The sequence below is a fragment of the Pseudomonas sp. PAMC 26793 genome (assembly GCF_000313235.1).
GTDB lineage: Bacteria > Pseudomonadota > Gammaproteobacteria > Pseudomonadales > Pseudomonadaceae > Aquipseudomonas > Aquipseudomonas yamanorum.
In genome coordinates, this window is record NZ_AMXG01000017.1 from 46,934 (window position 1) to 66,883 (window position 19,950).

Consider the following 19,950-nt stretch of genomic DNA (forward strand, 5'->3'; position numbering starts at 1 on the left):
CGCTGCCCACTCCATATTATCCACATCATAAATTCCTTTCTGATGGAGTGCTCCCATGCCTGTCCAAGCCTTGTTCAAACCGTTCCAGCTCGGCGCACTGCAACTGCCGACCCGCGTAGTGATGGCGCCGATGACCCGTTCGTTCTCCCCAGGCGGCGTGCCTAACGCCAAAGTCATCGAGTACTACCGCCGCCGCGCCGCTGCGGGTGTGGGCCTGATCATCACCGAAGGCACCGTGGTCGGTCACCCGGCGTCCAATGGCTACCCGAACGTCCCGCATTTCTACGGTGAGGCGGCCCTGGCCGGCTGGAAGAAAGTGGTCGACGCGGTACACGCCGAAGGCGGCAAGATCGTCCCGCAACTGTGGCATGTGGGCAGCGTACGACGCATCGGCACCGAGCCGGATGCCAGCGTGCCGGCCTATGGTCCGACTGAAAAACTCAAGGACGGCAACGTCGTCGTCCATGGTATGACCGTGCAAGACATCAAGGACGTGATCGCCGCGTTCGCCCAAGCCGCCAAGGATGCCCAGAGCATCGGCATGGATGGCGTGGAAATCCACGGCGCTCATGGCTACCTGGTGGACCAGTTCTTCTGGGAAGGCACCAACCAGCGCACCGACGAATACGGCGGCAGCCTGGCTAACCGTTCGCGTTTCGCCATCGAATTGATCCAGGCCATCCGCGCCGCCGTAGGCCCGGACTTCCCGATCATCTTGCGCTTCTCCCAGTGGAAGCAGCAGGACTACACCGCGCGCCTGGTGCAAACCCCGGAAGCGCTGGGTGAGTTCCTCAAGCCGCTGTCTGACGCCGGCGTGGATATTTTCCACTGCTCCACTCGCCGTTTCTGGGAGCCGGAATTCGAAGGCTCCGAGCTGAACCTGGCCGGCTGGACCCGCAAGCTCACCGGCAAGCCAACCATCACCGTGGGCAGCGTCGGCCTGGACGGCGAGTTCCTGCAGTTCATGGTCAACACCGACAAGGTCGCGCAACCGGCCAGCCTGGAAAACCTGCTGCAGCGCCTGAACAACGACGAGTTCGACCTGGTCGCCGTCGGCCGCGCACTGCTGGTGGATCCGGATTGGGCACTGAAGGTTCGCGAAGGCCGTGAAGGCGATATCCTGCCGTTCAGTCGTGAGGCGTTGACGACGTTGGTGTAAGGGGCGACAGGGCGGGCACCGGTTGCTCGTCCTCGCATACCCCGCGTAACTGCCGCTCAAACTGCTCGATAATCGCTGGCCAACCCTGACGGCTGGCGTGTTGCCGGGCATTGAGCCGCACCCGCCTTAGACTTTCCCGCTCTTCCAGCAGCCAATTGGCGGCATCGCAAAACGCCTCCTCATCCCCCGGCATCGCCAGCACACCGCTGTAGCCATGGCGAATATGCTGGGTTGCGGCCGCCTGGTCGTATGCCACTACACCCAACCCTGAAGCCATGGCTTCCAGCACCACGTTGCCGAAGGTTTCAGTGAGGCTGGGAAACAGGAACAGATCCCCGGACGCATAGTGCCGGGCCAGTTCTTCTCCGCGCAGGGTGCCGCAGAAAATCGCCTCCGGCAGTTCCTTTTCCAGCATCGCCCGTTGTGGCCCATCGCCGACGATGATCAGTTTCATCTGGCGCAGTGGATAGGTATCCTGCAGCGTTTCAAAGCAGCGCTTGAGCAGCCCGAGGTTTTTCTCCTGGGCCAGACGGCCCACGTGCAGCACCGCGATCTGGTCACTGTTCAATGCCCAGCTTTCACGCAGCGCATTGTCGCGCTTGGCCGGATGAAACAGCTGGCTGTCGACACCGCGGGCGAGCATGCCCAGGCGCTCGAAATGGCGGCGCTCCAGCTCCAGGCGCTGGCTGGCACTGGGCACCAGGGTCAAGGTCGAGCGGTTATGGAACCAGCGCAGATAGTGGGTCAGCATCCGGCTCAACATACCCAGGCCGTACTGGTTGGAGTACTGCTGGAAATTGGTATGGAAGCCACTCACCACGCTGATCCCCAGGCGCCGCGCCGCACGTAACGCCGACAAGCCCAGCGGCCCTTCAGTGGCGATATACAGCACATCCGGGCGCTGGCGGGTCCAGCGCCGCAGCAATTTGTGCATCGACGACTGGCCCCATTGCAGCCCCGGATAACCCGGCAACGGCCAGCCGCGGCACAGCATCAGGCCATCGTCACTGGGCCGGCTCTGGTCGCTGCCTTGGCGCGGGCGAACCAATTCAACTTGATGCCCGCGTGCGCGCAAACCGTCACACAGGCGGCCAAGGGTATTGGCCACCCCGTTGATCTCAGGCGGGAAGGTTTCGGTGATCAGGGTGATGTGGAGCGAAGCTGTCGTCATGACCCACAGTCTCGGCGTGGGCCATGTCGTCATTGTGTCTTTTGGATGATGGATTTGTGACGGCTCAGGCCTTTTTAACGGCCATGGCCTCGGCGCCCTGTTCACGCACCCAGAACAACGTCGCCCCAGCGACCGCCGCCGGCATCATCAGCAGGTTCACCACCGGCACCAGCAGCACCAGGTAAACGATCCCGCCAAAACTCATGCTCTGCCAGCGCTTCTGGCGCAGCCAGGCGAGCATTTCGTTCCAGCCCAGCTTGTGGTTGTCCGCCGGGTAGTCGATGTACTGGATCGCCATCATCCACACGCCGAACAGCAGCCACAGCGGCGCGGCCACCAGGTTAACCACCGGGATAAACGACAGGATAAACAGGCCAATGGCCCGGGGCAGGAAGTAGCCCAGTTTGCGCATTTCCCGGGCCAGGGTGCGCGGGACCATGGCCGCGAGTTCGCCCCAGCTGAACGCCGGGAAATCATCGGTGCCGCGCACCACCACTTCGACCTTTTCCGACAGGAAGCCGTTGAACGGCGCGGCGATGATGTTGGCGAGCATGGTGAAGGTGAAAAACACCATCAGCACCACCAGCACCACGAATAAAGGCCACAACAGGTAATTGAGAAAGCTCAGCCAGCTCGGCAATGTCGGCATGAGTGTGTCGACCCACAGGCTGAACTGATGGCCGGCGAAGTAGATCAATCCGACGAACAGGATCAGGTTGATCGCCAGCGGCAGCAGCACGAACAGGCGCAAGCCGGGGCTGAGTACCAGTTTGAGGCCTTCGCGCAGGTATTGTGGGCCTGAAAGAACGGGGGCGGGCATGGATAACTCCGGGCAATGGGGGCGAACGCGCCGACCTTACCGGCTTTGGGAGTACCGGGAAAGCACGGCCCGCCTCGCGACATTAACGGTAACAAAGGTGTCGATTAATAGAGGGCACGGGATAGAGACCACCTATGAGCTGGATTGTTATTCCGTATTTCCTTAATCTTGCCTCCCTCTATACGCTGCACCCATTATTTTCAGGATCTGCGAGTTAAAGCCTTCCCCAAGTGCTTCGCGGTCCTTTTTTATTCCAGCCGTTCTGTAGTCCGGGCGGTCGATAGGAGTGAGTCATGTCTGATACCCGTCATTCGCGAGTGATTATTCTCGGTTCCGGCCCTGCCGGTTACAGCGCTGCCGTCTACGCTGCCCGGGCCAACCTCAAGCCGCTGCTGATCACCGGCATGCAAGCGGGCGGTCAGTTGATCACCACCACCGAAGTCGACAACTGGCCGGGCGACGTCCACGGCCTGACCGGCCCGGTACTGATGGAACGCATGAAAGAACACGCCGAGCGTTTCGAAACCGAAATCGTGTTCGATCACATCAACAAGGTCGATTTCTCCAAGAAGCCTTACAGCCTGACCGGCGACAGCGGCGTGTACACCTGTGACGCGCTGATCATCGCCACCGGCGCCAGCGCTCGTTACCTGGGCCTGCCGTCGGAAGAAGCGTTCATGGGCAAGGGCGTTTCCGCCTGTGCGACCTGTGACGGCTTCTTCTACCGCAACAAGCCGGTCGCTGTGGTCGGTGGCGGCAACACTGCAGTGGAAGAGGCGCTGTACCTGGCCAACATCGCCAGCACCGTGACCCTGGTTCACCGCCGCGAGACCTTCCGCGCCGAGAAGATCCTGATCGACAAGCTGCATGCCCGCGTTGCCGAAGGCAAGATCATCCTCAAGCTCAATGCCACCCTGGACGAAGTCCTGGGCGACAACATGGGCGTGACCGGTGCTCGCCTGAAGAACAACGACGGCAGCTTCGACGAACTGAAAGTCGACGGCGTGTTCATCGCCATCGGCCACACCCCGAACACCTCGTTGTTCGAAGGCGTGCTGGATGCCAAAGACGGTTACCTGATCGTGCAGGGCGGCCGTGAAGGCAATGCGACGGCCACCAACATCGAAGGCATCTTCGCTGCCGGTGACGTGGCCGACCACGTCTACCGCCAGGCGATCACCTCCGCCGGCGCTGGCTGCATGGCGGCACTGGATGCCGAGCGTTACCTCGACGGTTTGAAGGACGCTGCGTTCTAAACCGCTGAAACAGAAAAACCGGCTGCGAGGCCGGTTTTTTTACGTCTGCGATTTATGCAACACCGCAGCTCAAATGTGGGAGCGGGCTTGCTCGCGAATGCAGGGTGTCAGTCAATGCATCGGGTGACTGATACACCGCATTCGCGAGCAAGCCCGCTCCCACATTTTGATCTATGCCTGACTCAGGATTTGCGAGTCAGTGGCTGTGCGGTGAACTTCACACCCGCCAACCCATGCTCGATCAGCGCACGAATGTTGCCATGGTCACTGCCCTCAGGCGTGGCCAGTACCGAACGGTAATGCTCGCCAAACGCCAACAGCGCTTCCTGGTCGCTAAAGCCTTCCAGCAACGCCAGGCCCAGGGTCTTGCACGAACCTTCGTTCTGCCCGGCGGCGTTTTCCACGCTGCCATTGGTGAACGCTTGTGGCTGGTAGTCGTAACCGGCGGCAACGAACGCCAGGGTATCGGCAAAAACATGTTCGCCGCTGGTGAGGCTGGCGCGCAGGGTGTTCAGGTCAGTCATGGGCTTTTCCTTTGGCGAATGCCGCTTGCTGTTCGGCACTGGCTTCTTGCTGGTATTGGGCTTTCCACTCGGCGTACGGCATGCCGTACACCACTTCACGGGCGTCATCGAGGCTCAGCTCGATCTGGCGCTCGTCGGCCTCGGCCTTGTACCACTTGGACAAGCAGTTGCGGCAGAAGCCCGAGAGGTTCATCAGGTCGATGTTCTGCACATCCTTGCGGCTGTCCAGGTGGGCCACCAGCCGGCGGAAGGCGGCGGCTTCGAGTTCGAGGCGTTGTTGATCGTTCATGGTACTCACTGCAAAGGTAAGGGTTAGCGACTGGCCGCCAGGGTGATCGACACCGATTCGGCAAAACGCAACGCATGGGGTTTGTCGACTTCGACTTCGGCGTACAGCACCGACGTATTGCTCATCACCAGGTCGAGGATCTCCTGGGTCAGGCGCTCCAGCAGGGCAAAGCGGTTGCCTTCCACATGGGCGATGATCGCCTTGGTGATGGTGCGGTAGTTCAGCGCGTGGTCGATGTCGTTGTCGCGTACGGCTTCCTGGGCGGCATACAGGATGGTCAGGTTGATCAACACATCCTGCTTGTTGAGGATTTCATCCTCGTTGATTCCGATAAACGTGCGCAGGCACAGGTCTTTGACCCGGATGCGCGCCATGCCTGGCTGAAGTTGTGGCATTGCTACTTGCTCCGTCCAATCAGTTGCAGGAACTCCATGCGCGTGGTGTTCGACTCGCGGAAGGCGCCGAGCATCACCGAGGTGTTCATGGTTGAATTCTGTTTTTCGACACCGCGCATCATCATGCACATGTGCTTGGCTTCGATCACCACCGCCACACCGGATGCCTGGGTGACTTGCTGGATGGCGTCGGCGATTTCCCGTGTGAGGTTCTCCTGGATCTGCAGGCGCCTGGCGAACATGTCGACGATGCGCGCCAGCTTCGACAGGCCAAGGACCTTGCCGGTCGGAATATAGGCCACATGGGCCTTGCCGATAAAGGGCAGCAGGTGATGCTCGCACAACGAATACAGCTCGATGTCCTTGAGGATCACCATCTCGTCGTTGTCGGAAGCGAACAGCGCACCGTTGACGATTTCCTCCAGGTTCTGCTCGTACCCATGACACAAATACTGCATGGCTTTGGCAGCGCGCTTTGGCGTGTCGATCAAACCTTCGCGCTCGGGGTCTTCACCCAGGCCCTTGAGGATCTCGCGGTAGTGGTGGGGCAGGGATAAGGTCATACAACATCCTCGCAAACGGCTTATTTGATATGCCGCCCGCCGTTGACGGTCAGGGTGGTACCGGTGACATACGGGTTATCCAGCAGGTAACGCACGCTCTGGTAAATCACCTCGGGGCCGGGTTCGATGCCCAGTGCCGCCTTGGCCAGGACCTTGGCGCGGTAGGCCGCGCCGTCGTCCTCGTTGAACATCACCATTGCCGGGGCAATGCCGTTCACCTTGATCGTTGGTGCAAGTTGTGCGGCAAACGATAAGGTCAGGCTGTCGAGCCCGGCCTTGGTGGCGCAGTAGGCAATGTGCTGGCGGCTGCCCTTGCGGGTTACGTCATCGCTGATGTGCACGATATCCGCAGGCGTGGAGCGTTGCAGCAGGTAAGCACAATGCAGGTTGATCAGGTACGGCGCAAGCATGTGCACGCTGAACATGTCGGCAAACGCGCGGCTCTCGTCGCCGGGCGTTTCCGCCTCCCAGGCCGACGCATTGTGGATGATCGCTCGCAGGCTCTGGGTGTGTGCCTTAAGCTCGTCGATGAAGGCGAGAATGCCCGCTTCGCAGGAAAAGTCGGCAAACACGCCAATCGCACCGCGCTCGCGCAGGGTCTGCACGCCGGGACGTTCGCTGCGGTAACTGAAAATCACCGGCTGCCCTTCGTCCAACAGGCGCAGGGCGCAATGCAGGCCGACACGCTGGCCGGCACCGGTGATCAGGATCGGGGCGGGAGTTGAAGACATGGGAAGCTCGCGTCGCTGGCAGGTTAAAACTATACCAGCGCGCGGCCTCCCTTGTACTCAAACGGTGGCTTCGGTGGCCTTTACCCGAACCGGGGCTGGATGCAGCCAGCCGGCCAGCAGGTGGGTCGACAACGGGATAAAGAAGTAAACCATCAGCGGCGTCAGCGCGAGGGTGCTGACCAGCACACGGCTCAACAAGCCCAACTCGCTGAGCAGCGGCTCAAGGCCGAAGTTGAACAGCAGCGACACCGGGAAAAACGCCAGCCAGATGGCCACGGCCTGCTTCCAGCGCGGCGGACGTGCGGCGGCGGCGCCAAACCAGCCGTCGATACCGCGTACGCGATGCTCCGACGGCGCCGCAAACAGCTCACTGCCGCGCCCGAGCCATGCACCACGGGATGCGGAAAACTCCCAGGCATGCAGGGTTTTTTCGTCGGCGAAGCGGAAAATAATCTGGAACTCATCATCGTTGGGCGGCGGTGCAAGCACGCCGGAGCCCAGGTAACCGGGAAAGTCCGTGGCCAATTGCTCGCCTTCGCGCAGCCAGGCCATCAACTCTTCGTAACGACCCTTGGCCACGCGGCGCGCAACCATCAGGGTGACGGGGGAGGTAGACATTGTGTATCTCCATAAGGATCGGGTGCGCTGAACCGGGTAGGTGGCGCACGAACGAAGCTGCGGGGTAAGCAGCCACGTTGAAAAAACAGGCAAGGATTATTCCTGTTTTGAAGAAATACACCAGCGACATTGGTCGGCTGGCCTAAGACCTTGAAACGGACAGTCGTATCGGCGTTAAATGGGATCCAAGTTCCTCACAGTATATTAGTGCCCTGATGTCTGTAATGACTGCTCCATGCCCCGATATCGCCCTTGGCAACTCTGCCGATTCCGATGAGCTGTTCCCGATTCGTGAAGTGGCCAGATTGACAGGCATCAACCCTGTCACCCTGCGTGCCTGGGAGCGTCGTTATGGACTGATCCAGCCGGTTCGCACCGAAAGCGGGCATCGCCTGTATTCACGCACGGATATAGAGACCGTTCATCGCATTCTCGATTGGATCGAGCGTGGCGTGGCAGTGAGCAAAGTCGGGAAAATCCTCGCCCGGGATGATCAGCAAGCCGATGTTGCGGCGGTTACGCCAGCAGGCGCTGAGCATGAATGGAGCCAGTGGCAGCAGCAATTGCGAACGGCCATCGGTGCCTTCGACGACCGGCAACTGGACCGGTTGTATGGCCAGATTTTCGCGGCTTACCCGGTCGCGGTGGTTTTCCAGGACATCCTGATGCCCCTCTGGCAACAGTTACTGCGTCACCAGGGACTCTTTGGCCAAACCAGCGAATGGCTGTTTTTTGATGGATTCTTGCGCAGCCGTACCTGGAAACGCCTGCAAATAGGCTGCGCCTCCCCGGCGCCCCGGGTACTACTGGCCGCGATCGCCGGAGAATGCCGAGAGCTTGAACTGTTGGTCGCAGGTTTGCTGCTGAGCAGCGACGAGTTGGCGGTCAAGGTCCTGAGCGTGGGCCAACCGATCGATGAATTGACGCTTATCTGTGAAAAAACCAAGCCACAAGCCCTTGTGGTGTTCTCCAATCACTCGCCCACCAGCGAGTTGCCCCGGCGCCTCGAGAGGCTGGCCTTGACCATCGACTGCCCGCTTTTGCTGGCCGGCGATGCGGCGGAATTGGCCCAGGAGCAACTGAAGGGTTCGCCCGTCGGCTGCCTGGGTAATGAAGGGCGATTGATGCAGCGCCGCTTGCAGCAGTTTCTGCGCGGCAGCCTGGATACCTGACTTCAGGCGTGGACTTCGGGGTGGAACAGGCGGTGTTGCTGCAGGATAAACTGGCGCAGGCGCTCGGTTTCATCCACATCACTCTGGTTTAGGCGATAGGCGAACAACCCTCGGGACGTTTCCCGCTCCAGGGTGCCCCGCACCGAGATGCGCTCGTACCCGGACGGACTGAACCACAGGGAAAAGGTTTTTGGCGCCTTGATCCGCCCGCGAATTTCCACCAGCAACCCTTTGAACGACACCTCATGCACCCAGAGTGCACCCGGCTGGCCCTTGATATTTTCCAACGGCACCGGCTCTTCAAGCGCCAGGCGCCACGGGCGAATCATCGGCCCGTCTTCGAAAATACTCGGTACTCCCAGGCGCAAATGCACGGCATGAAACTCGTCTTCCACCAATTGCAGCGGAAAGGTCATTTGCTGGTTATCGAATTGTGCCTGGAGGGTGACATGGTCATGGGCGGCCAGTCGGGTGAGCAAATCACGAATCTGCGCACCGCCGTTAACCGTCAGGCTCGACGACGCATCCCGCACGTTGAGTTGCGGGTTGTGGTGCATGGTCTGAATAAAATCCAGCTCGTCCTGCGTCAGAAGCGCGTCGCGTTGCATTGATCTTGCTCAAAGAAGAGGTATTAAAACGCCATTATCTCTCTAAAGACCGCGTTTTCTAGTTTTTGTTAGATCCGCTCGTCGTCTTGAGTGCCGCAAGCTGCGCCTTGAGGTCCGCCAATTGGGCTTCCAGTTGCGCGACACGCTGCTGGGCCTTGACCTGAACGGTCACATCCTTCTGCACGCCGACAACGTAAGTCTGCTTGTCGGCCGGGTTGTAAACCGTCGATAACGACAGCTCGTTCCAGAAATGCGTGCCGTCCTTGCGGAAATTGCGCAGGATTTCCCGACAGGAGCCGCCACTCTCCAAGGCTTCGCGAATCGCCGTCAGCGCCTGCTGGTCACGGTCACCCGCTTGCAGGAAGCGGCAATCCTGATAGAGGATTTCGTCGAGGGTGTAGCCGGTCATGCGCTCGAACGCCGGGTTTACGTAAATCAGTGGCATATCCTTGCCTTCGCGCTCGGCGATAACGATGCCGTCGTTGGAAGCGTTGATCACCAGTTGCATCAGCTTGGCGTTAATCATTGAGCGGTCCAGGGCTTGGCTCGGGGATTTGCAGTTTAAGGCATGCCAGCAGCCTGTCCACTTGCCCTAGCTGTTAATATCCCAGGCTTTTAGTCAGCTACAGGATCAGATTGATGAAAGTCGCCATCCTTTCCGGCTCGGTGTACGGCACGGCTGAAGAAGTCGCCCGGCACGCTGCAAGCCTCCTCAACGCTGCGGGTTTCGACGCCTGGCACAACCCGCGCGCCACCCTGGCCGATGTGCAGGGTTTTGCCCCCGAGGCCTTTTTAGCCGTGACCTCCACCACCGGCATGGGCGAATTGCCCGATAACCTGCAACCGCTGTATTCGACCATTCGCGACCAACTGCCGGCTGCCTGGCGCGGCCTGCCGGGCGCGGTGATCGGCCTGGGCGACGCCAGTTATGGCGACACCTTCTGCGGCGGCGGCGAGCAAATGCGCGAGCTGTTTGCCGAGTTGGGCGTGCACGAAGTGCTGCCGATGCTGCGCCTGGACGCCAGCGAAAGTGTGACCCCGGAAGCCGACGCCGAGCCGTGGCTGGCCGAGTTGGTTACTGCACTGCGCGGTTGACCGGAAACTCGCGCAACAACGCGAGCCAGGCCTGGGCGGCTTTCGACAGATAGGCGCCCTCACGCCAGATAAAGGCAATGTCCCAGCGCAGGTATTCCGGCGCCTTGAGCGTCAGGCGCACCACCCCGGGTCGCACCAGGCCCCGGGCTACTACGCTGGGCAGCAACACCACGCCTTGGCCGGCGGCCACCAGGGCCGCGAGGAAATCCGCCTGGCCGCTGCGCCCGCTTTCTTTCGGGGTAAAGCCCAGTTGCTGACAGGCCTGGAGCAGGCGGTCGTTCAACACAAAACTGCGCTGGTACATCAGGAACGGCGTATCAGCCAGTTCTTCCAGGCGGATCTGCGCGTTATCGGCCAACGGATGGTCCATGGGCAGCAGGGCGTCCAGTGGCTCATCGCAGAATGCCTGCCAGGCGAATGCCGGATCGTTGGGCATCAGACTGCCGCCCACCTCCAGTTCTCCACTCAAAATCGCCTGCTCGATACTGCGGCTGCCGCCTTCCAGCAACTGAATGGTGACATTCGGATAACGCCGTCGGTACTCGGCAAACAAGCCGGCAAACAGCGTGTCACCGCCCAACTGCGGCAAGCCCATGCGCAGTTCGCCACGGGTCAGTTGATTCAAGTCGTCCAGCTCACTGAGCAGCTCGGCTTGCTGGCGCAGCATCGCCTCTGCCCGCTGCAACACCACTTGGCCAGCCGCCGTCAGACGAATCTGCGAACCCAGGCGATCCAGCAGCGGCGTGCCCAGGCTTTGCTCCAGTTGTGCCACCTGCTTGCTGACCGCGGACTGGCTGATGTGCAGGGTTTTGCCGGCTTGGGTAAAACCGCCCCGGTGGATTACTTCGACAAAACTGCGCAGCTGTTTGAATTCCATTCGCCTGATTCCAGTTTGGAATAGATTGCAGTCTAACAATTCGCTGTGGGGATGCCAGGGGCCTCTTTAAAATGGGCGCCCTGGGAGGACCCAAAGCTCATGAAACGTTTAACCTTCAAATTCGTCGGTCGGTTGCTGGCTGAACTGATCATCCTGCTGGCCATTTACTTTCTGGGCTGCCAACTGGCGGCCTGGCTGAGCTGGCCTATTCCCGGTGGTGTGGTCGGCCTGGGCCTGTTGCTGCTGACCTTCGCCACTGGCCTGGTCAAGCCGGCAGCCTTGCAATTGGGCGCCGGTGTGTTGATGGCGGAGATGCTGCTGTTCTTCATTCCTGCGTTGATGAGCCTCTTGGACTACGGCGGCCTGGTAAAACACGACGGCTGGAGGATCCTGTTGGTGATCGGTTTCAGCACCTTGTCGGTCATGCTGGTGACGGCGTTTACCGTGGAATTCGTCTGCCGCTGGAAGTTGCGCCATGAAGCTTGAGCTGATGCCTATGTTCTGGCTGGCGCTGACCCTGGGTGCCTACGGATTCAGCCGCTGGATCTACCGGCGCACCGGGCGTTACCTGCTGTCGCCGCTGATCCTGGTGCCTGCACTGTTACTGGCGGTGGCGGTTCCGATGAAAACCGCCTATGCCGAATATTCCACCGATACCCACTGGCTGATGCTGGTGCTGGGTCCGGTGACCGTGGCGTTCGCCATTCCGATCTGGCAACAGCGCCAGCTACTGATGCGCCATTGGTCAGCGTTGTTGCTGGGGATGGTAGCGGGCAGCGCAGCGTCCATCGCCACTTCCTATGGCCTGGCCAAGGCCCTCGCTCTCGACAGCTCGGTGACGATGTCGTTGGTGCCCCGTTCGATCACCACGCCGTTCGCCATGCCGGTGTCATCCGACTTGGGTGGCGTGCCGGAACTGACGGCCGTATTCGTCATGTTTACCGGCGTGTTCGGCGCCATGCTCGGCGGTGTGCTGCTCAAGTGGTTGCCGTTGCGCACGCCATTGGCTCGTGGTGCGTTGTTCGGCGTGGGCGCTCATGGTGCGGGTGTCAGCCGGGCCCATGAAGTGGGCGGCGAGGAGGGCTCGGTGGCGGGCCTGGTGATGGTGCTGACCGGGTTGCTCAACCTGTTTGCCGCGCCTTTATTGGCGTCGCTTCTCTGACACGCATTGAGCAAATTCGAACTATTCTCAGGACTGACCCGCTCGGTCATCAAGGTGGCTGCCAATGCAACTACGGCAGCCTCGGCGTCTGACTAGACTGGCCCTTCACTCAAAAAAATAATAAGAAAACGCGCCAAGGAGGTCATTGCCGTGAGCCTAGCCACTGTTCAATCGACACACAGCGTAAAAGATCAGGTCAGCGCCGCCGAATGGCAGACCCGCGTCGACCTCGCCGCCTGCTATCGGCTGGTAGCGATGCACGGTTGGGATGACCTGATCTTCACCCATATCTCGGCCAAGGTGCCGGGCACCGAAGACTTCCTGATCAACCCTTATGGGCTGATGTTCCACGAGATCACCGCGTCGAGTCTGGTGAAGGTCGACCAGGCCGGCAACAAGCTGATGGACAGCCCGTACGAGGTCAACCCGGCGGGCTATACCATCCACAGCGCGGTACACGAAGTTCGCCACGACGTGGTCTGCGTGCTGCACACCCACACCGCTTCCGGCATCGCCGTTTCCGCGCAGAAGCAAGGCGTGTTGCCCATCAGCCAGCAATCCTTGTTTGTGCTGGCCAGCCTGGCCTACCACGCCTACGAAGGGGTGGCGCTGAACCACGAGGAAAAAGCCCGTTTGCAGGCTGACCTTGGCGAAAACAATTTCCTGATGCTGCACAACCACGGTTTGCTGACTTGTGGTGGGAGCATCGCCGATACGTTCCTGATGATGTTCATCTTCCAGCGCACCTGCGATATCCAGGTAATGGCGCAGAACGGTGGCGCAGAATTGATCACGATTGCACCACAGATATTGGCCGGTGCCCGGGCGATGATCGCCGGGGTCACCAAAAGCGCCCAAGGCATGGGCGGCGCGCTGGCGTGGCCGGCGTTGCTGCGCAAACTGGATGCACTCGACCCCGGGTATAAAAGCTGATGCCACTCGCCGAGATCCCGCTGCGCATCTGGCGCCAGCGCGCCCAGAGCTTCGAGTTTCGCGGCCGCACCATTCGGTACTGGGTGGCGGGGCAGGGCGAACCGTTGCTGCTGATCCATGGTTTTCCCACCGCCAGTTGGGACTGGCATTACCTCTGGCAGCCGTTGGCCCAGCGCTATCAGGTGATTGCTTGCGACATGCTGGGGTTTGGCGATTCGGCCAAGCCGCTGGATCACACCTATTGCCTGCTGGAGCAGGCGGATTTGCAGCAGGCTTTGCTGGAGCATCTTTGGGTGCAGCAGCCGGTGCATGTGTTGGCTCATGATTACGGTGACAGTGTTGCGCAGGAGCTGTTGGCGCGGCATTACGAGGGGCGCTTTCAGATGGCCAGTGGCGTGTTTCTCAACGGTGGGTTGTTTCCGGAGACGCATCGTCCGGCGTTGGTTCAGAAGCTGTTGCTGAGCCCGTTGGGGTGGATGATCGGACGGGCGTTTGGGCGTAATGCACTGGCCAACAGTTTCGGGCAGATTTTTGGGCCTTCGACCCGGCCCAGTGAGAGTGCGCTGGATGATTTCTGGAGCTTGATCGAGAGCCAGGATGGGCCGCGGATTTTGCACAAGTTGATTGCGTATATTCCTCAGCGTCGGCGGCAGCGGGACCGCTGGGTGGCAGCGATGCAGCGGGGGGAGGTGCCGTTGCGGGTGATTGATGGGGAGGTTGATCCGATTTCTGGGGGGCATATGGTTCAGCGCTATCGTGAACTGGTGCCGCATGCGGATACGGTGTTGCTGGCGAATATTGGGCACTATCCGCAGATTGAGGCGCCGGTGCAGGTGTTGAAGCATTATTTGGCGTTTCGGGAGGGGCTTGGGGTGGGGGCTTCTCGGGTGGCTTATTCTTGATTGGGTTGAGTACATATCCGTTATTTAGGTAACGGCGGCTTATGGTTCCGCTCTTACAGCGGCTCACTTTGGAAAAGCCCCAAAGTAAGCAAAGGGCTCTGCCCCGCCTGTCGGCGCCTCGCCTAGGCTCGGCGTTCCCTCACTCCGGCATTGCTCCGCGGGCCGCCGCGACGGGCCATCCATGGCCCGGCGCGGCTAAACCGGCGTCCTGCCGGTTTACCCGCTCCGCACTGCCTGCGTTCGGCCTCGGGCTTATTAGGGCAGTCAGATCAAGATCAAAAGCAAAAGCACACCGGGGGTCCCGGCCGGCTTGAGTGTTAAAAGCAGAGGCAAGATCCAGAGCGAAAACAGAGCTGCTTTTCTGTGGGAGCGGGCTTGCTCGCGAAAAACCTGAGAGCGCCGCGATCATCCAGAATGCCCGCGTCATCGTTAACGACCTTCGCGAGCAAGCCCGCTCCCACATTTTTTGGACCGTGCCCGCTTTAGATTTTGATTTGGCTTTTGCTCTTCAACACTCAAGCCGGCCGGTAGGCCGCTGTGCTCTTGATCTGCTTTTGATTTTGATCTTAGGCGCCCCGTTAAACCACGCTGGCCGAACGCAGGCTTTGGAGCGTGGGTAACCCGGCAGGACGCCGGGTTAGCCGCGCTGGGCCAAGGATGGCCCATCGCGGCGGCCCACGGTCCAAAGCCGGAGTGAGGGCACTCCGAGCCTAGGCGAGGAGCCGAGTGGTGGGGCAAGAGCGTTTTGCTTACTTTTGCGCTTTTCAAAAGTGAGCCGCCGTAAGGGCGGAACCCTAAGTGGCCGTTACCTAAATAACGGATATGTACTCACCCCCGAGGCCCCGCCAATCATCCCCCAGCCTTATCGCGCACCATTCACCCCCAACCGTATTTATTGTGACCACAAGCCCCGTGCCTGACACTCAACCCATCCACCCCTAACCGCCCCTGGAGTCCCCAATGAGTGAGCCTGTGCAGTTCCAAGACAAGGTCGTGATCGTCACCGGTGCCGGCGGCGGATTAGGTCGCGCCCACGCACTGCTGTTCGCCAAACACGGCGCCAAAGTGCTGGTCAACGATCTTGGCGGCTCAACCCAGGGCGAAGGCGCCAACGCCTCGGCGGCCGACCGCGTCGTGGCCGAAATCCGCGAGGCCGGCGGTATCGCCGAAGCCAACCACGACTCCGTCACCGATGGTGACAAGATCGTCCAGAACGCCCTGGACGCCTTCGGCCGCATCGACGTCGTCGTCAACAACGCCGGCATCCTGCGGGACAAAACCTTCCACAAAATGGAAGACAGCGACTGGGACCTGGTCTACCGCGTGCACGTCGAAGGCGCCTACAAAGTCACCCGCGCCGCCTGGCCCCACCTGCGCGAACAAGCCTACGGCCGGGTGATCTTCACCGCCTCCACCTCAGGCATCTACGGCAACTTCGGCCAGTCCAACTACGGCATGGCCAAGCTCGGCCTGTACGGCTTGACCCGCACCCTGGCGCTGGAAGGCCGCAAGAACAACATCCTGGTCAACGCCATCGCACCCACCGGCGGCACACGCATGACCGAAGGCCTGATCCCGCCGCAAGTCTTCGAACGCCTCAAGCCGGAACTGGTCAGCCCATTGGTGGTGTACCTGGGCAGCGAGGCGTGCCAGGAAACCTCCGGGCTATTCGAGGTGGGCGGTGGCTGGATCGGCAAGACCCGCTGGGAACGCAGCCTGGGTGTTGGGTTCGACCCTGAGGCCGGTTTCTCGCCGGATGACGTCGCCGCCCATTGGCAGCAAATCTGCGATTTCGACGGGGCCGTTCACCCCAAGGACAACATCGAAGCCTTGAAGGAGATGATGGCCAATCTGCAGAAATACAGCCTGTGATCGTTGCATGAAAAAGTTTTAATCAACCGGGGCGCCATGGCGCCCCGGTTTATTTCAGGCATAAAAAAAGCCGCTGCAAAGGCAGCGGCTGAAGTAAGACGTTTGATCAAGGAGCAATAAATCAACGTCAGTGAACACCGGTAACAGATTGAAAGTATTGATCAATCCATAAAAACTTGCTGTTCTTCCAGGTTCTGGAAGCGGGCGGTTTGCCCTGAAAGCCAAGCAAGAATAGGCTTTTGTTACAAAATGAAAAATAGCGATTCGAGACAAGGACTGTTACCAAACCGGCAACAGTGGCGAGAAGGTCCCATCCATCCTCCTGATAATCCTTCATCCATCTCGTCCATACCCTCGCCAATACCTCGGCCAGAGCGCCCCTTCATCCTTTCGAGCGACAATACGAATACCTCCTTGGTGCGCTTATCGCTCCTGATCGCGGGCAGTAGGGTGGGGCCTTCTGTCACACCACCGGGGAAGACGCATGACAAGAACAACAATGCGCGCCATCTTCAGGCCACAGGCGCTGGCCGCTGCGGTTGCTTTGGGTTGCTGTGCCCAGGCGCAGGCTGTTTCGTTCAACATCGGCGAGATCGAAGGGCAATTCGATTCCTCGCTGTCGGTCGGTGCCAGCTGGGGCATGCGTGACGCCGACAAGAAGCTGGTGGGTATTCCCAACGGCGGCACCGGCCAGGCGTCCACCGGCGATGACGGCCGCCTGAACTTCAAGAAGGGCGAGACCTTCTCCAAGATCTTCAAGGGCATCCACGACCTGGAGCTCAAGTACGGCGACAGCGGCGTGTTCGTGCGCGGCAAGTACTGGTACGACTTCGAACTGCAGGACGAAGACCGCGAATTCAAGCAGATCAGCAATAACCACCGCGACGAAGGTGCGCGCTCTTCCGGCTACGAGTTACTCGATGCCTTCGTCTATCACAACTACTCCATCGGCGATTTGCCGGGCAACGTGCGCGTCGGCAAGCAGGTGGTCAGTTGGGGTGAAAGTACATTCATCGGCAATTCCATCAACAGCATCAACCCCATCGACGTTTCCGCGTTCCGCCGGCCCGGTGCCGAGATCAAGGAAGGCCTGATTCCGGTCAACATGGTGTTCGCTTCCCAAAGCCTCACCAACCAACTCAGCGTGGAAGGTTTCTACCAGCTGAACTGGGAAAACACCGTGGTGGACAACTGCGGCACTTTCTTCGGCAACGACGTGGTGGCCCACGGCTGTAACAGTAACTACACCGTCGGCAGCCCGGCGATTGCGCCGTTGCAACCAGTGGCGGCGGCGTTTGGCCAAGGCTTCCAGGTCACGAAAGAAGGCGTAGTGGTGCAGCGTGCGCCGGATCGTGAAGCCCGTGATGGCGGCCAGTTTGGCGCAGCCTTGCGCTGGCTGGGGGATGACACCGAGTACGGCTTGTACTTCATGAACTACCACAGCCGCACGCCGACGGTGGGCACCATCACCGCAAACACCAACCTGGCGACGCTTGGCAGAATCATCAATACCGGCAACGCACTTGCCCCAGGCAATGGCGTCGGCGTGGCCACCAGCGCGCTGCTCGGCAACGGCCAGTACTACCTCGACTACCCGGAAAATATCCGCCTGTTCGGCGCCAGTTTCTCCACCACCTTGCCGACCGGCACCGCATGGACTGGCGAGATCAGTTATCGCCCCAATGCTCCGGTACAACTGAACACCACTGACCTGACCCTGGCCCTGGTGACGCCGTTGTCCCCAACCGCCTCACCGATCAGAAGTACGTTCGGCGGCGACAACTCCGGCTACCGCCGCAAGGAAATCACCCAGATCCAGAGCACCATGACCCAGTTCTTCGACCAGGTGCTTGGCGCCGAACGCCTGACCCTGGTGGGCGAAGCGGCCTTCGTGCATGTGGGCGGGCTGGAGGCGAAATCCAAGCTGCGTTACGGCCGTGACTCGGTCTACGGCCAATACGGCTTCGGTGGCGACACCGACGGTTTTGTCACGGCCAACTCCTGGGGTTATCGCGCCCGGGCCATCCTCGATTACAACAACGTGTTCGCCGGGGTCAACCTCAAGCCCAACGTGTCGTGGTCCCAGGATGTCAGCGGATATGGCCCCAACGGCCTGTTCAACGAAGGTGCCAAGGCCATCAGCGTCGGCGTGGATGCGGACTACCGCAACACCTACACCGCGAGCCTGAGCTACACCGACTTTTTTGGCGGTGACTACAACACCCTCACCGACCGCGACTTCATCGCCCTCAGCTTTGGCGTGAACTTCTGATTTGGCTTAAGTAAGGACAAGAGACTATGCGCAAGATGATTCTGCAATGCGGCGTGTTGGCCCTGAGCCTGTTGGCGGCCAACGTGATGGCCGCGGTGTCGCCGGAAGAAGCGGCCAAGCTCGGCACCACCCTGACCCCGGTGGGCGCCGAGAAGGCCGGCAACGCCGACGGTTCGATCCCGGCATGGACCGGTGGCATCCCGAAAAACGCCGGGGCGGTGGACAGCAAAGGCTTCCTCGCCGACCCGTTTGCCAGTGAGAAACCGCTGTTCGTGATCACTGCCGCCACGGTCGACAAGTACAAGGACAAACTGTCCGAAGGCCAGGTGGCGATGTTCAAGCGCTACCCGCAAACCTACAAGATCCCTGTGTATCCGACCCACCGCACGGTCAACCTGCCACCGGAGATCTACGAGTCGATCAAGCGCAGCGCGCTGAACGTGCATGCGATCAACGACGGCAATGGCCTGGAGAACTTCACCGGCAACCGCTACTACGCCTTCCCGATTCCGAAGAACGGCGTGGAAGTGCTGTGGAACCACATCACCCGTTACCACGGCGGCAACCTGCGCCGCATCATCACCCAGGCCACGCCGCAGACCAACGGCAGCTACACACCGATCCGCTTCGAAGAAGAAGTGGCCGTGCCGCAACTGATCCCGGACATGGACCCGGTCAAGGGCGCCAACGTGCTGACCTTCTTCAAGCAGTCGGTGACCGCCCCGGCGCGCCTGGCCGGCAACGTGCTGCTGGTGCACGAAACCCTCGACCAGGTGAAGGAGCCGCGGCTGGCCTGGGTCTACAACGCCGGCCAGCGCCGGGTACGCCGTGCGCCGCAAGTGGCCTACGACGGGCCGGGCACCGCCGCCGACGGCCTGCGCACCTCGGATAACTTCGACATGTTCTCCGGCGCCCCGGACCGCTACGACTGGAAGCTGGTGGGCAAGAAGGAGATGTACATCCCCTACAACAGCTACAAGCTCGATTCGCCGACCCTCAAGTACGACGACATCATCAAGGCCGGCCACATCAACCAGGATTTGACCCGCTACGAGCTGCACCGGGTCTGGGAAGTGATCGGCACCGTCAAGCCGAGCGAGCGGCACATCTACGCCAAGCGCCACATGTACATCGACGAAGACAGCTGGCAAGTGGCGCTGGTGGACCACTACGACGGCCGTGGCCAACTGTGGCGGGTCGCTGAAGGTCACGCGCAGTTCTACTACGACCACCAGGTGCCGGCCTACACCGTCGAAACCCTGTACGACATCATCGCCGGGCGCTACATCGCCCTGGGGATGAAGAACGAAGAAAAGAGCAGCTTTGTGTTCGGCTTTGCGGCCAAGGCGGCGGATTACACGCCAGCAGCCTTGCGCTCTGAAGGCGTGCGCTAAAACCTGATTGAAATACGGTCAAACTGTGGGAGCGGGCTTGCTCGCGAAAGCGGTGTATCAGTCAATAATCCGGTGACTGACACTCCGCCTTCGCGAGCAAGCCCGCTCCCACATTTACTGTGTTCCACCTTTGGAAC

General features: G+C 60.5%; 22 protein-coding genes. 11 read left to right on the forward strand and 11 right to left on the reverse strand.

All coding sequences use genetic code 11. From position 1 onward, the window contains the following. The first annotated feature begins 55 nt into the window (after positions 1-55). A complete protein-coding gene (locus D109_RS0105370) occupies positions 56-1,159 on the forward strand; it encodes an NADH:flavin oxidoreductase (RefSeq protein WP_017476014.1) in 1,104 nt (367 codons plus the stop codon). Here D109_RS0105370 and D109_RS0105375 read toward each other — a convergent pair. Together D109_RS0105375 and cysZ are read right to left on the reverse strand one after the other, a co-directional pair. Continuing rightward, a complete protein-coding gene (locus D109_RS0105375) occupies positions 1,128-2,330 on the reverse strand; it encodes a glycosyltransferase family 1 protein (RefSeq protein ID WP_017476015.1) in 1,203 nt (400 codons plus the stop codon). The genes D109_RS0105370 and D109_RS0105375 overlap by 32 nt on opposite strands. 64 nt (positions 2,331-2,394) lie before the next feature. Continuing rightward, entirely contained in the window at positions 2,395-3,150 is a 756-nt protein-coding gene (gene cysZ, locus D109_RS0105380) for a sulfate transporter CysZ (protein WP_017476016.1), read from the reverse strand. A 293-nt stretch (positions 3,151-3,443) separates the two neighbouring features. On the opposite strand from cysZ, the gene trxB reads away from it, so the two are divergent. Then, positions 3,444-4,406 (forward strand): thioredoxin-disulfide reductase, encoded by a 963-nt coding sequence (gene trxB / locus D109_RS0105385; RefSeq protein WP_017476017.1) that lies wholly within the window; start codon positions 3,444-3,446, stop codon positions 4,404-4,406. Positions 4,407-4,588: 182 nt separating this feature from the next. On the opposite strand, the gene D109_RS0105390 is transcribed toward trxB, so the two are convergent. The 6 genes from D109_RS0105390 to D109_RS0105415 are packed head-to-tail and all read right to left on the reverse strand — an operon-like array spanning position 4,589 to position 7,526. After that, positions 4,589-4,930 carry a HopJ type III effector protein gene (locus D109_RS0105390; protein ID WP_017476018.1) on the reverse strand — a complete coding sequence of 114 codons (342 nt, stop codon included), beginning with the start codon at positions 4,928-4,930 and terminating at the stop codon, positions 4,589-4,591. Beyond that, positions 4,923-5,219, reverse strand: coding sequence for a DUF1244 domain-containing protein (locus tag D109_RS0105395; protein ID WP_017476019.1), 297 nt, complete (start codon positions 5,217-5,219; stop codon positions 4,923-4,925). The genes D109_RS0105390 and D109_RS0105395 overlap by 8 nt, the downstream gene beginning before the upstream one ends. Before the next feature lie 23 nt (positions 5,220-5,242). Beyond that, positions 5,243-5,614, reverse strand: a complete 372-nt coding sequence (folX, locus tag D109_RS0105400) for a dihydroneopterin triphosphate 2'-epimerase (RefSeq protein WP_003208474.1) — start codon at positions 5,612-5,614, stop codon at positions 5,243-5,245. A gap of 2 nt (positions 5,615-5,616) precedes the next feature. Beyond that, a complete protein-coding gene (folE, locus tag D109_RS0105405) occupies positions 5,617-6,177 on the reverse strand; it encodes a GTP cyclohydrolase I FolE (RefSeq protein ID WP_017476020.1) in 561 nt (186 codons plus the stop codon). Between the two features lie 20 nt (positions 6,178-6,197). Continuing rightward, entirely contained in the window at positions 6,198-6,908 is a 711-nt protein-coding gene (folM, locus tag D109_RS0105410) for a dihydromonapterin reductase (RefSeq protein ID WP_017476021.1), read from the reverse strand. Between the two features lie 57 nt (positions 6,909-6,965). Continuing rightward, positions 6,966-7,526, reverse strand: coding sequence for an antibiotic biosynthesis monooxygenase (locus D109_RS0105415; RefSeq protein ID WP_017476022.1), 561 nt, complete (start codon positions 7,524-7,526; stop codon positions 6,966-6,968). Between the two features lie 215 nt (positions 7,527-7,741). Here D109_RS0105415 and D109_RS0105420 point away from each other — a divergent pair, with 215 nt between their 5' ends. Beyond that, positions 7,742-8,698: a MerR family transcriptional regulator gene (locus tag D109_RS0105420; RefSeq protein WP_026077795.1), complete on the forward strand. Its 957-nt coding sequence runs from the start codon at positions 7,742-7,744 to the stop codon at positions 8,696-8,698. Positions 8,699-8,700: 2 nt separating this feature from the next. Here the strand turns inward: D109_RS0105420 and D109_RS0105425 are convergent, their stop codons facing one another. Both D109_RS0105425 and D109_RS0105430 read right to left on the reverse strand, forming a co-directional pair. Further along, complete coding sequence (locus tag D109_RS0105425; RefSeq protein WP_017476024.1) at positions 8,701-9,306, reverse strand: hypothetical protein; 606 nt, start codon at positions 9,304-9,306, stop codon at positions 8,701-8,703. A 58-nt stretch (positions 9,307-9,364) separates the two neighbouring features. After that, positions 9,365-9,832 carry a PAS domain S-box protein gene (locus tag D109_RS0105430; RefSeq protein WP_017476025.1) on the reverse strand — a complete coding sequence of 156 codons (468 nt, stop codon included), beginning with the start codon at positions 9,830-9,832 and terminating at the stop codon, positions 9,365-9,367. Positions 9,833-9,945: 113 nt separating this feature from the next. Between D109_RS0105430 and D109_RS0105435 the strand changes: the two genes are divergently transcribed. Then, entirely contained in the window at positions 9,946-10,401 is a 456-nt protein-coding gene (locus D109_RS0105435) for a flavodoxin (RefSeq protein WP_017476026.1), read from the forward strand. Here the strand turns inward: D109_RS0105435 and D109_RS0105440 are convergent. Then, on the reverse strand, positions 10,382-11,278 hold the full coding sequence (locus tag D109_RS0105440; RefSeq protein ID WP_017476027.1) for a LysR family transcriptional regulator: 897 nt from the start codon (positions 11,276-11,278) through the stop codon (positions 10,382-10,384). The genes D109_RS0105435 and D109_RS0105440 overlap by 20 nt on opposite strands. Positions 11,279-11,377: 99 nt before the next feature. Here D109_RS0105440 and D109_RS0105445 point away from each other — a divergent pair, with 99 nt between their 5' ends. The 7 genes from D109_RS0105445 (at position 11,378) to D109_RS0105475 (ending at position 19,813) form a co-directional block, all read left to right on the forward strand. After that, positions 11,378-11,764, forward strand: coding sequence for a CidA/LrgA family protein (locus D109_RS0105445; RefSeq protein ID WP_017476028.1), 387 nt, complete (start codon positions 11,378-11,380; stop codon positions 11,762-11,764). Continuing rightward, positions 11,754-12,440 carry an LrgB family protein gene (locus D109_RS0105450; protein WP_017476029.1) on the forward strand — a complete coding sequence of 229 codons (687 nt, stop codon included), beginning with the start codon at positions 11,754-11,756 and terminating at the stop codon, positions 12,438-12,440. The genes D109_RS0105445 and D109_RS0105450 overlap by 11 nt, the downstream gene beginning before the upstream one ends. 150 nt (positions 12,441-12,590) lie before the next feature. Continuing rightward, positions 12,591-13,373 (forward strand): class II aldolase/adducin family protein, encoded by a 783-nt coding sequence (locus D109_RS0105455; protein WP_017476030.1) that lies wholly within the window; start codon positions 12,591-12,593, stop codon positions 13,371-13,373. Beyond that, positions 13,373-14,275, forward strand: coding sequence for an alpha/beta fold hydrolase (locus D109_RS0105460; RefSeq protein ID WP_017476031.1), 903 nt, complete (start codon positions 13,373-13,375; stop codon positions 14,273-14,275). Before D109_RS0105455 ends, D109_RS0105460 begins: the two co-directional genes overlap by 1 nt. 960 nt (positions 14,276-15,235) lie before the next feature. Further along, positions 15,236-16,147 (forward strand): SDR family oxidoreductase, encoded by a 912-nt coding sequence (locus tag D109_RS0105465; protein ID WP_017476032.1) that lies wholly within the window; start codon positions 15,236-15,238, stop codon positions 16,145-16,147. Between the two features lie 484 nt (positions 16,148-16,631). Further along, complete coding sequence (locus tag D109_RS0105470; RefSeq protein ID WP_026077796.1) at positions 16,632-18,419, forward strand: DUF1302 domain-containing protein; 1,788 nt, start codon at positions 16,632-16,634, stop codon at positions 18,417-18,419. 26 nt (positions 18,420-18,445) lie between these two features. Next, positions 18,446-19,813 (forward strand): DUF1329 domain-containing protein, encoded by a 1,368-nt coding sequence (locus D109_RS0105475; RefSeq protein WP_017476034.1) that lies wholly within the window; start codon positions 18,446-18,448, stop codon positions 19,811-19,813. Positions 19,814-19,950 lie beyond the last annotated feature (137 nt).

Coding starts and splice junctions, on each gene's coding strand:
- D109_RS0105370 (WP_017476014.1), top strand. CDS start 56: ATGCCTGTCCAAGCCTTGTTCAAACCGTTCCAGCTCGGCGCACTGCAA.
- D109_RS0105375 (WP_017476015.1), bottom strand. CDS start 2,330: ATGACGACAGCTTCGCTCCACATCACCCTGATCACCGAAACCTTCCCG.
- cysZ (WP_017476016.1), bottom strand. CDS start 3,150: ATGCCCGCCCCCGTTCTTTCAGGCCCACAATACCTGCGCGAAGGCCTC.
- trxB (WP_017476017.1), top strand. CDS start 3,444: ATGTCTGATACCCGTCATTCGCGAGTGATTATTCTCGGTTCCGGCCCT.
- D109_RS0105390 (WP_017476018.1), bottom strand. CDS start 4,930: ATGACTGACCTGAACACCCTGCGCGCCAGCCTCACCAGCGGCGAACAT.
- D109_RS0105395 (WP_017476019.1), bottom strand. CDS start 5,219: ATGAACGATCAACAACGCCTCGAACTCGAAGCCGCCGCCTTCCGCCGG.
- folX (WP_003208474.1), bottom strand. CDS start 5,614: ATGCCACAACTTCAGCCAGGCATGGCGCGCATCCGGGTCAAAGACCTG.
- folE (WP_017476020.1), bottom strand. CDS start 6,177: ATGACCTTATCCCTGCCCCACCACTACCGCGAGATCCTCAAGGGCCTG.
- folM (WP_017476021.1), bottom strand. CDS start 6,908: ATGTCTTCAACTCCCGCCCCGATCCTGATCACCGGTGCCGGCCAGCGT.
- D109_RS0105415 (WP_017476022.1), bottom strand. CDS start 7,526: ATGTCTACCTCCCCCGTCACCCTGATGGTTGCGCGCCGCGTGGCCAAG.
- D109_RS0105420 (WP_026077795.1), top strand. CDS start 7,742: ATGTCTGTAATGACTGCTCCATGCCCCGATATCGCCCTTGGCAACTCT.
- D109_RS0105425 (WP_017476024.1), bottom strand. CDS start 9,306: ATGCAACGCGACGCGCTTCTGACGCAGGACGAGCTGGATTTTATTCAG.
- D109_RS0105430 (WP_017476025.1), bottom strand. CDS start 9,832: ATGATTAACGCCAAGCTGATGCAACTGGTGATCAACGCTTCCAACGAC.
- D109_RS0105435 (WP_017476026.1), top strand. CDS start 9,946: ATGAAAGTCGCCATCCTTTCCGGCTCGGTGTACGGCACGGCTGAAGAA.
- D109_RS0105440 (WP_017476027.1), bottom strand. CDS start 11,278: ATGGAATTCAAACAGCTGCGCAGTTTTGTCGAAGTAATCCACCGGGGC.
- D109_RS0105445 (WP_017476028.1), top strand. CDS start 11,378: ATGAAACGTTTAACCTTCAAATTCGTCGGTCGGTTGCTGGCTGAACTG.
- D109_RS0105450 (WP_017476029.1), top strand. CDS start 11,754: ATGAAGCTTGAGCTGATGCCTATGTTCTGGCTGGCGCTGACCCTGGGT.
- D109_RS0105460 (WP_017476031.1), top strand. CDS start 13,373: ATGCCACTCGCCGAGATCCCGCTGCGCATCTGGCGCCAGCGCGCCCAG.
- D109_RS0105465 (WP_017476032.1), top strand. CDS start 15,236: ATGAGTGAGCCTGTGCAGTTCCAAGACAAGGTCGTGATCGTCACCGGT.
- D109_RS0105470 (WP_026077796.1), top strand. CDS start 16,632: ATGACAAGAACAACAATGCGCGCCATCTTCAGGCCACAGGCGCTGGCC.
- D109_RS0105475 (WP_017476034.1), top strand. CDS start 18,446: ATGCGCAAGATGATTCTGCAATGCGGCGTGTTGGCCCTGAGCCTGTTG.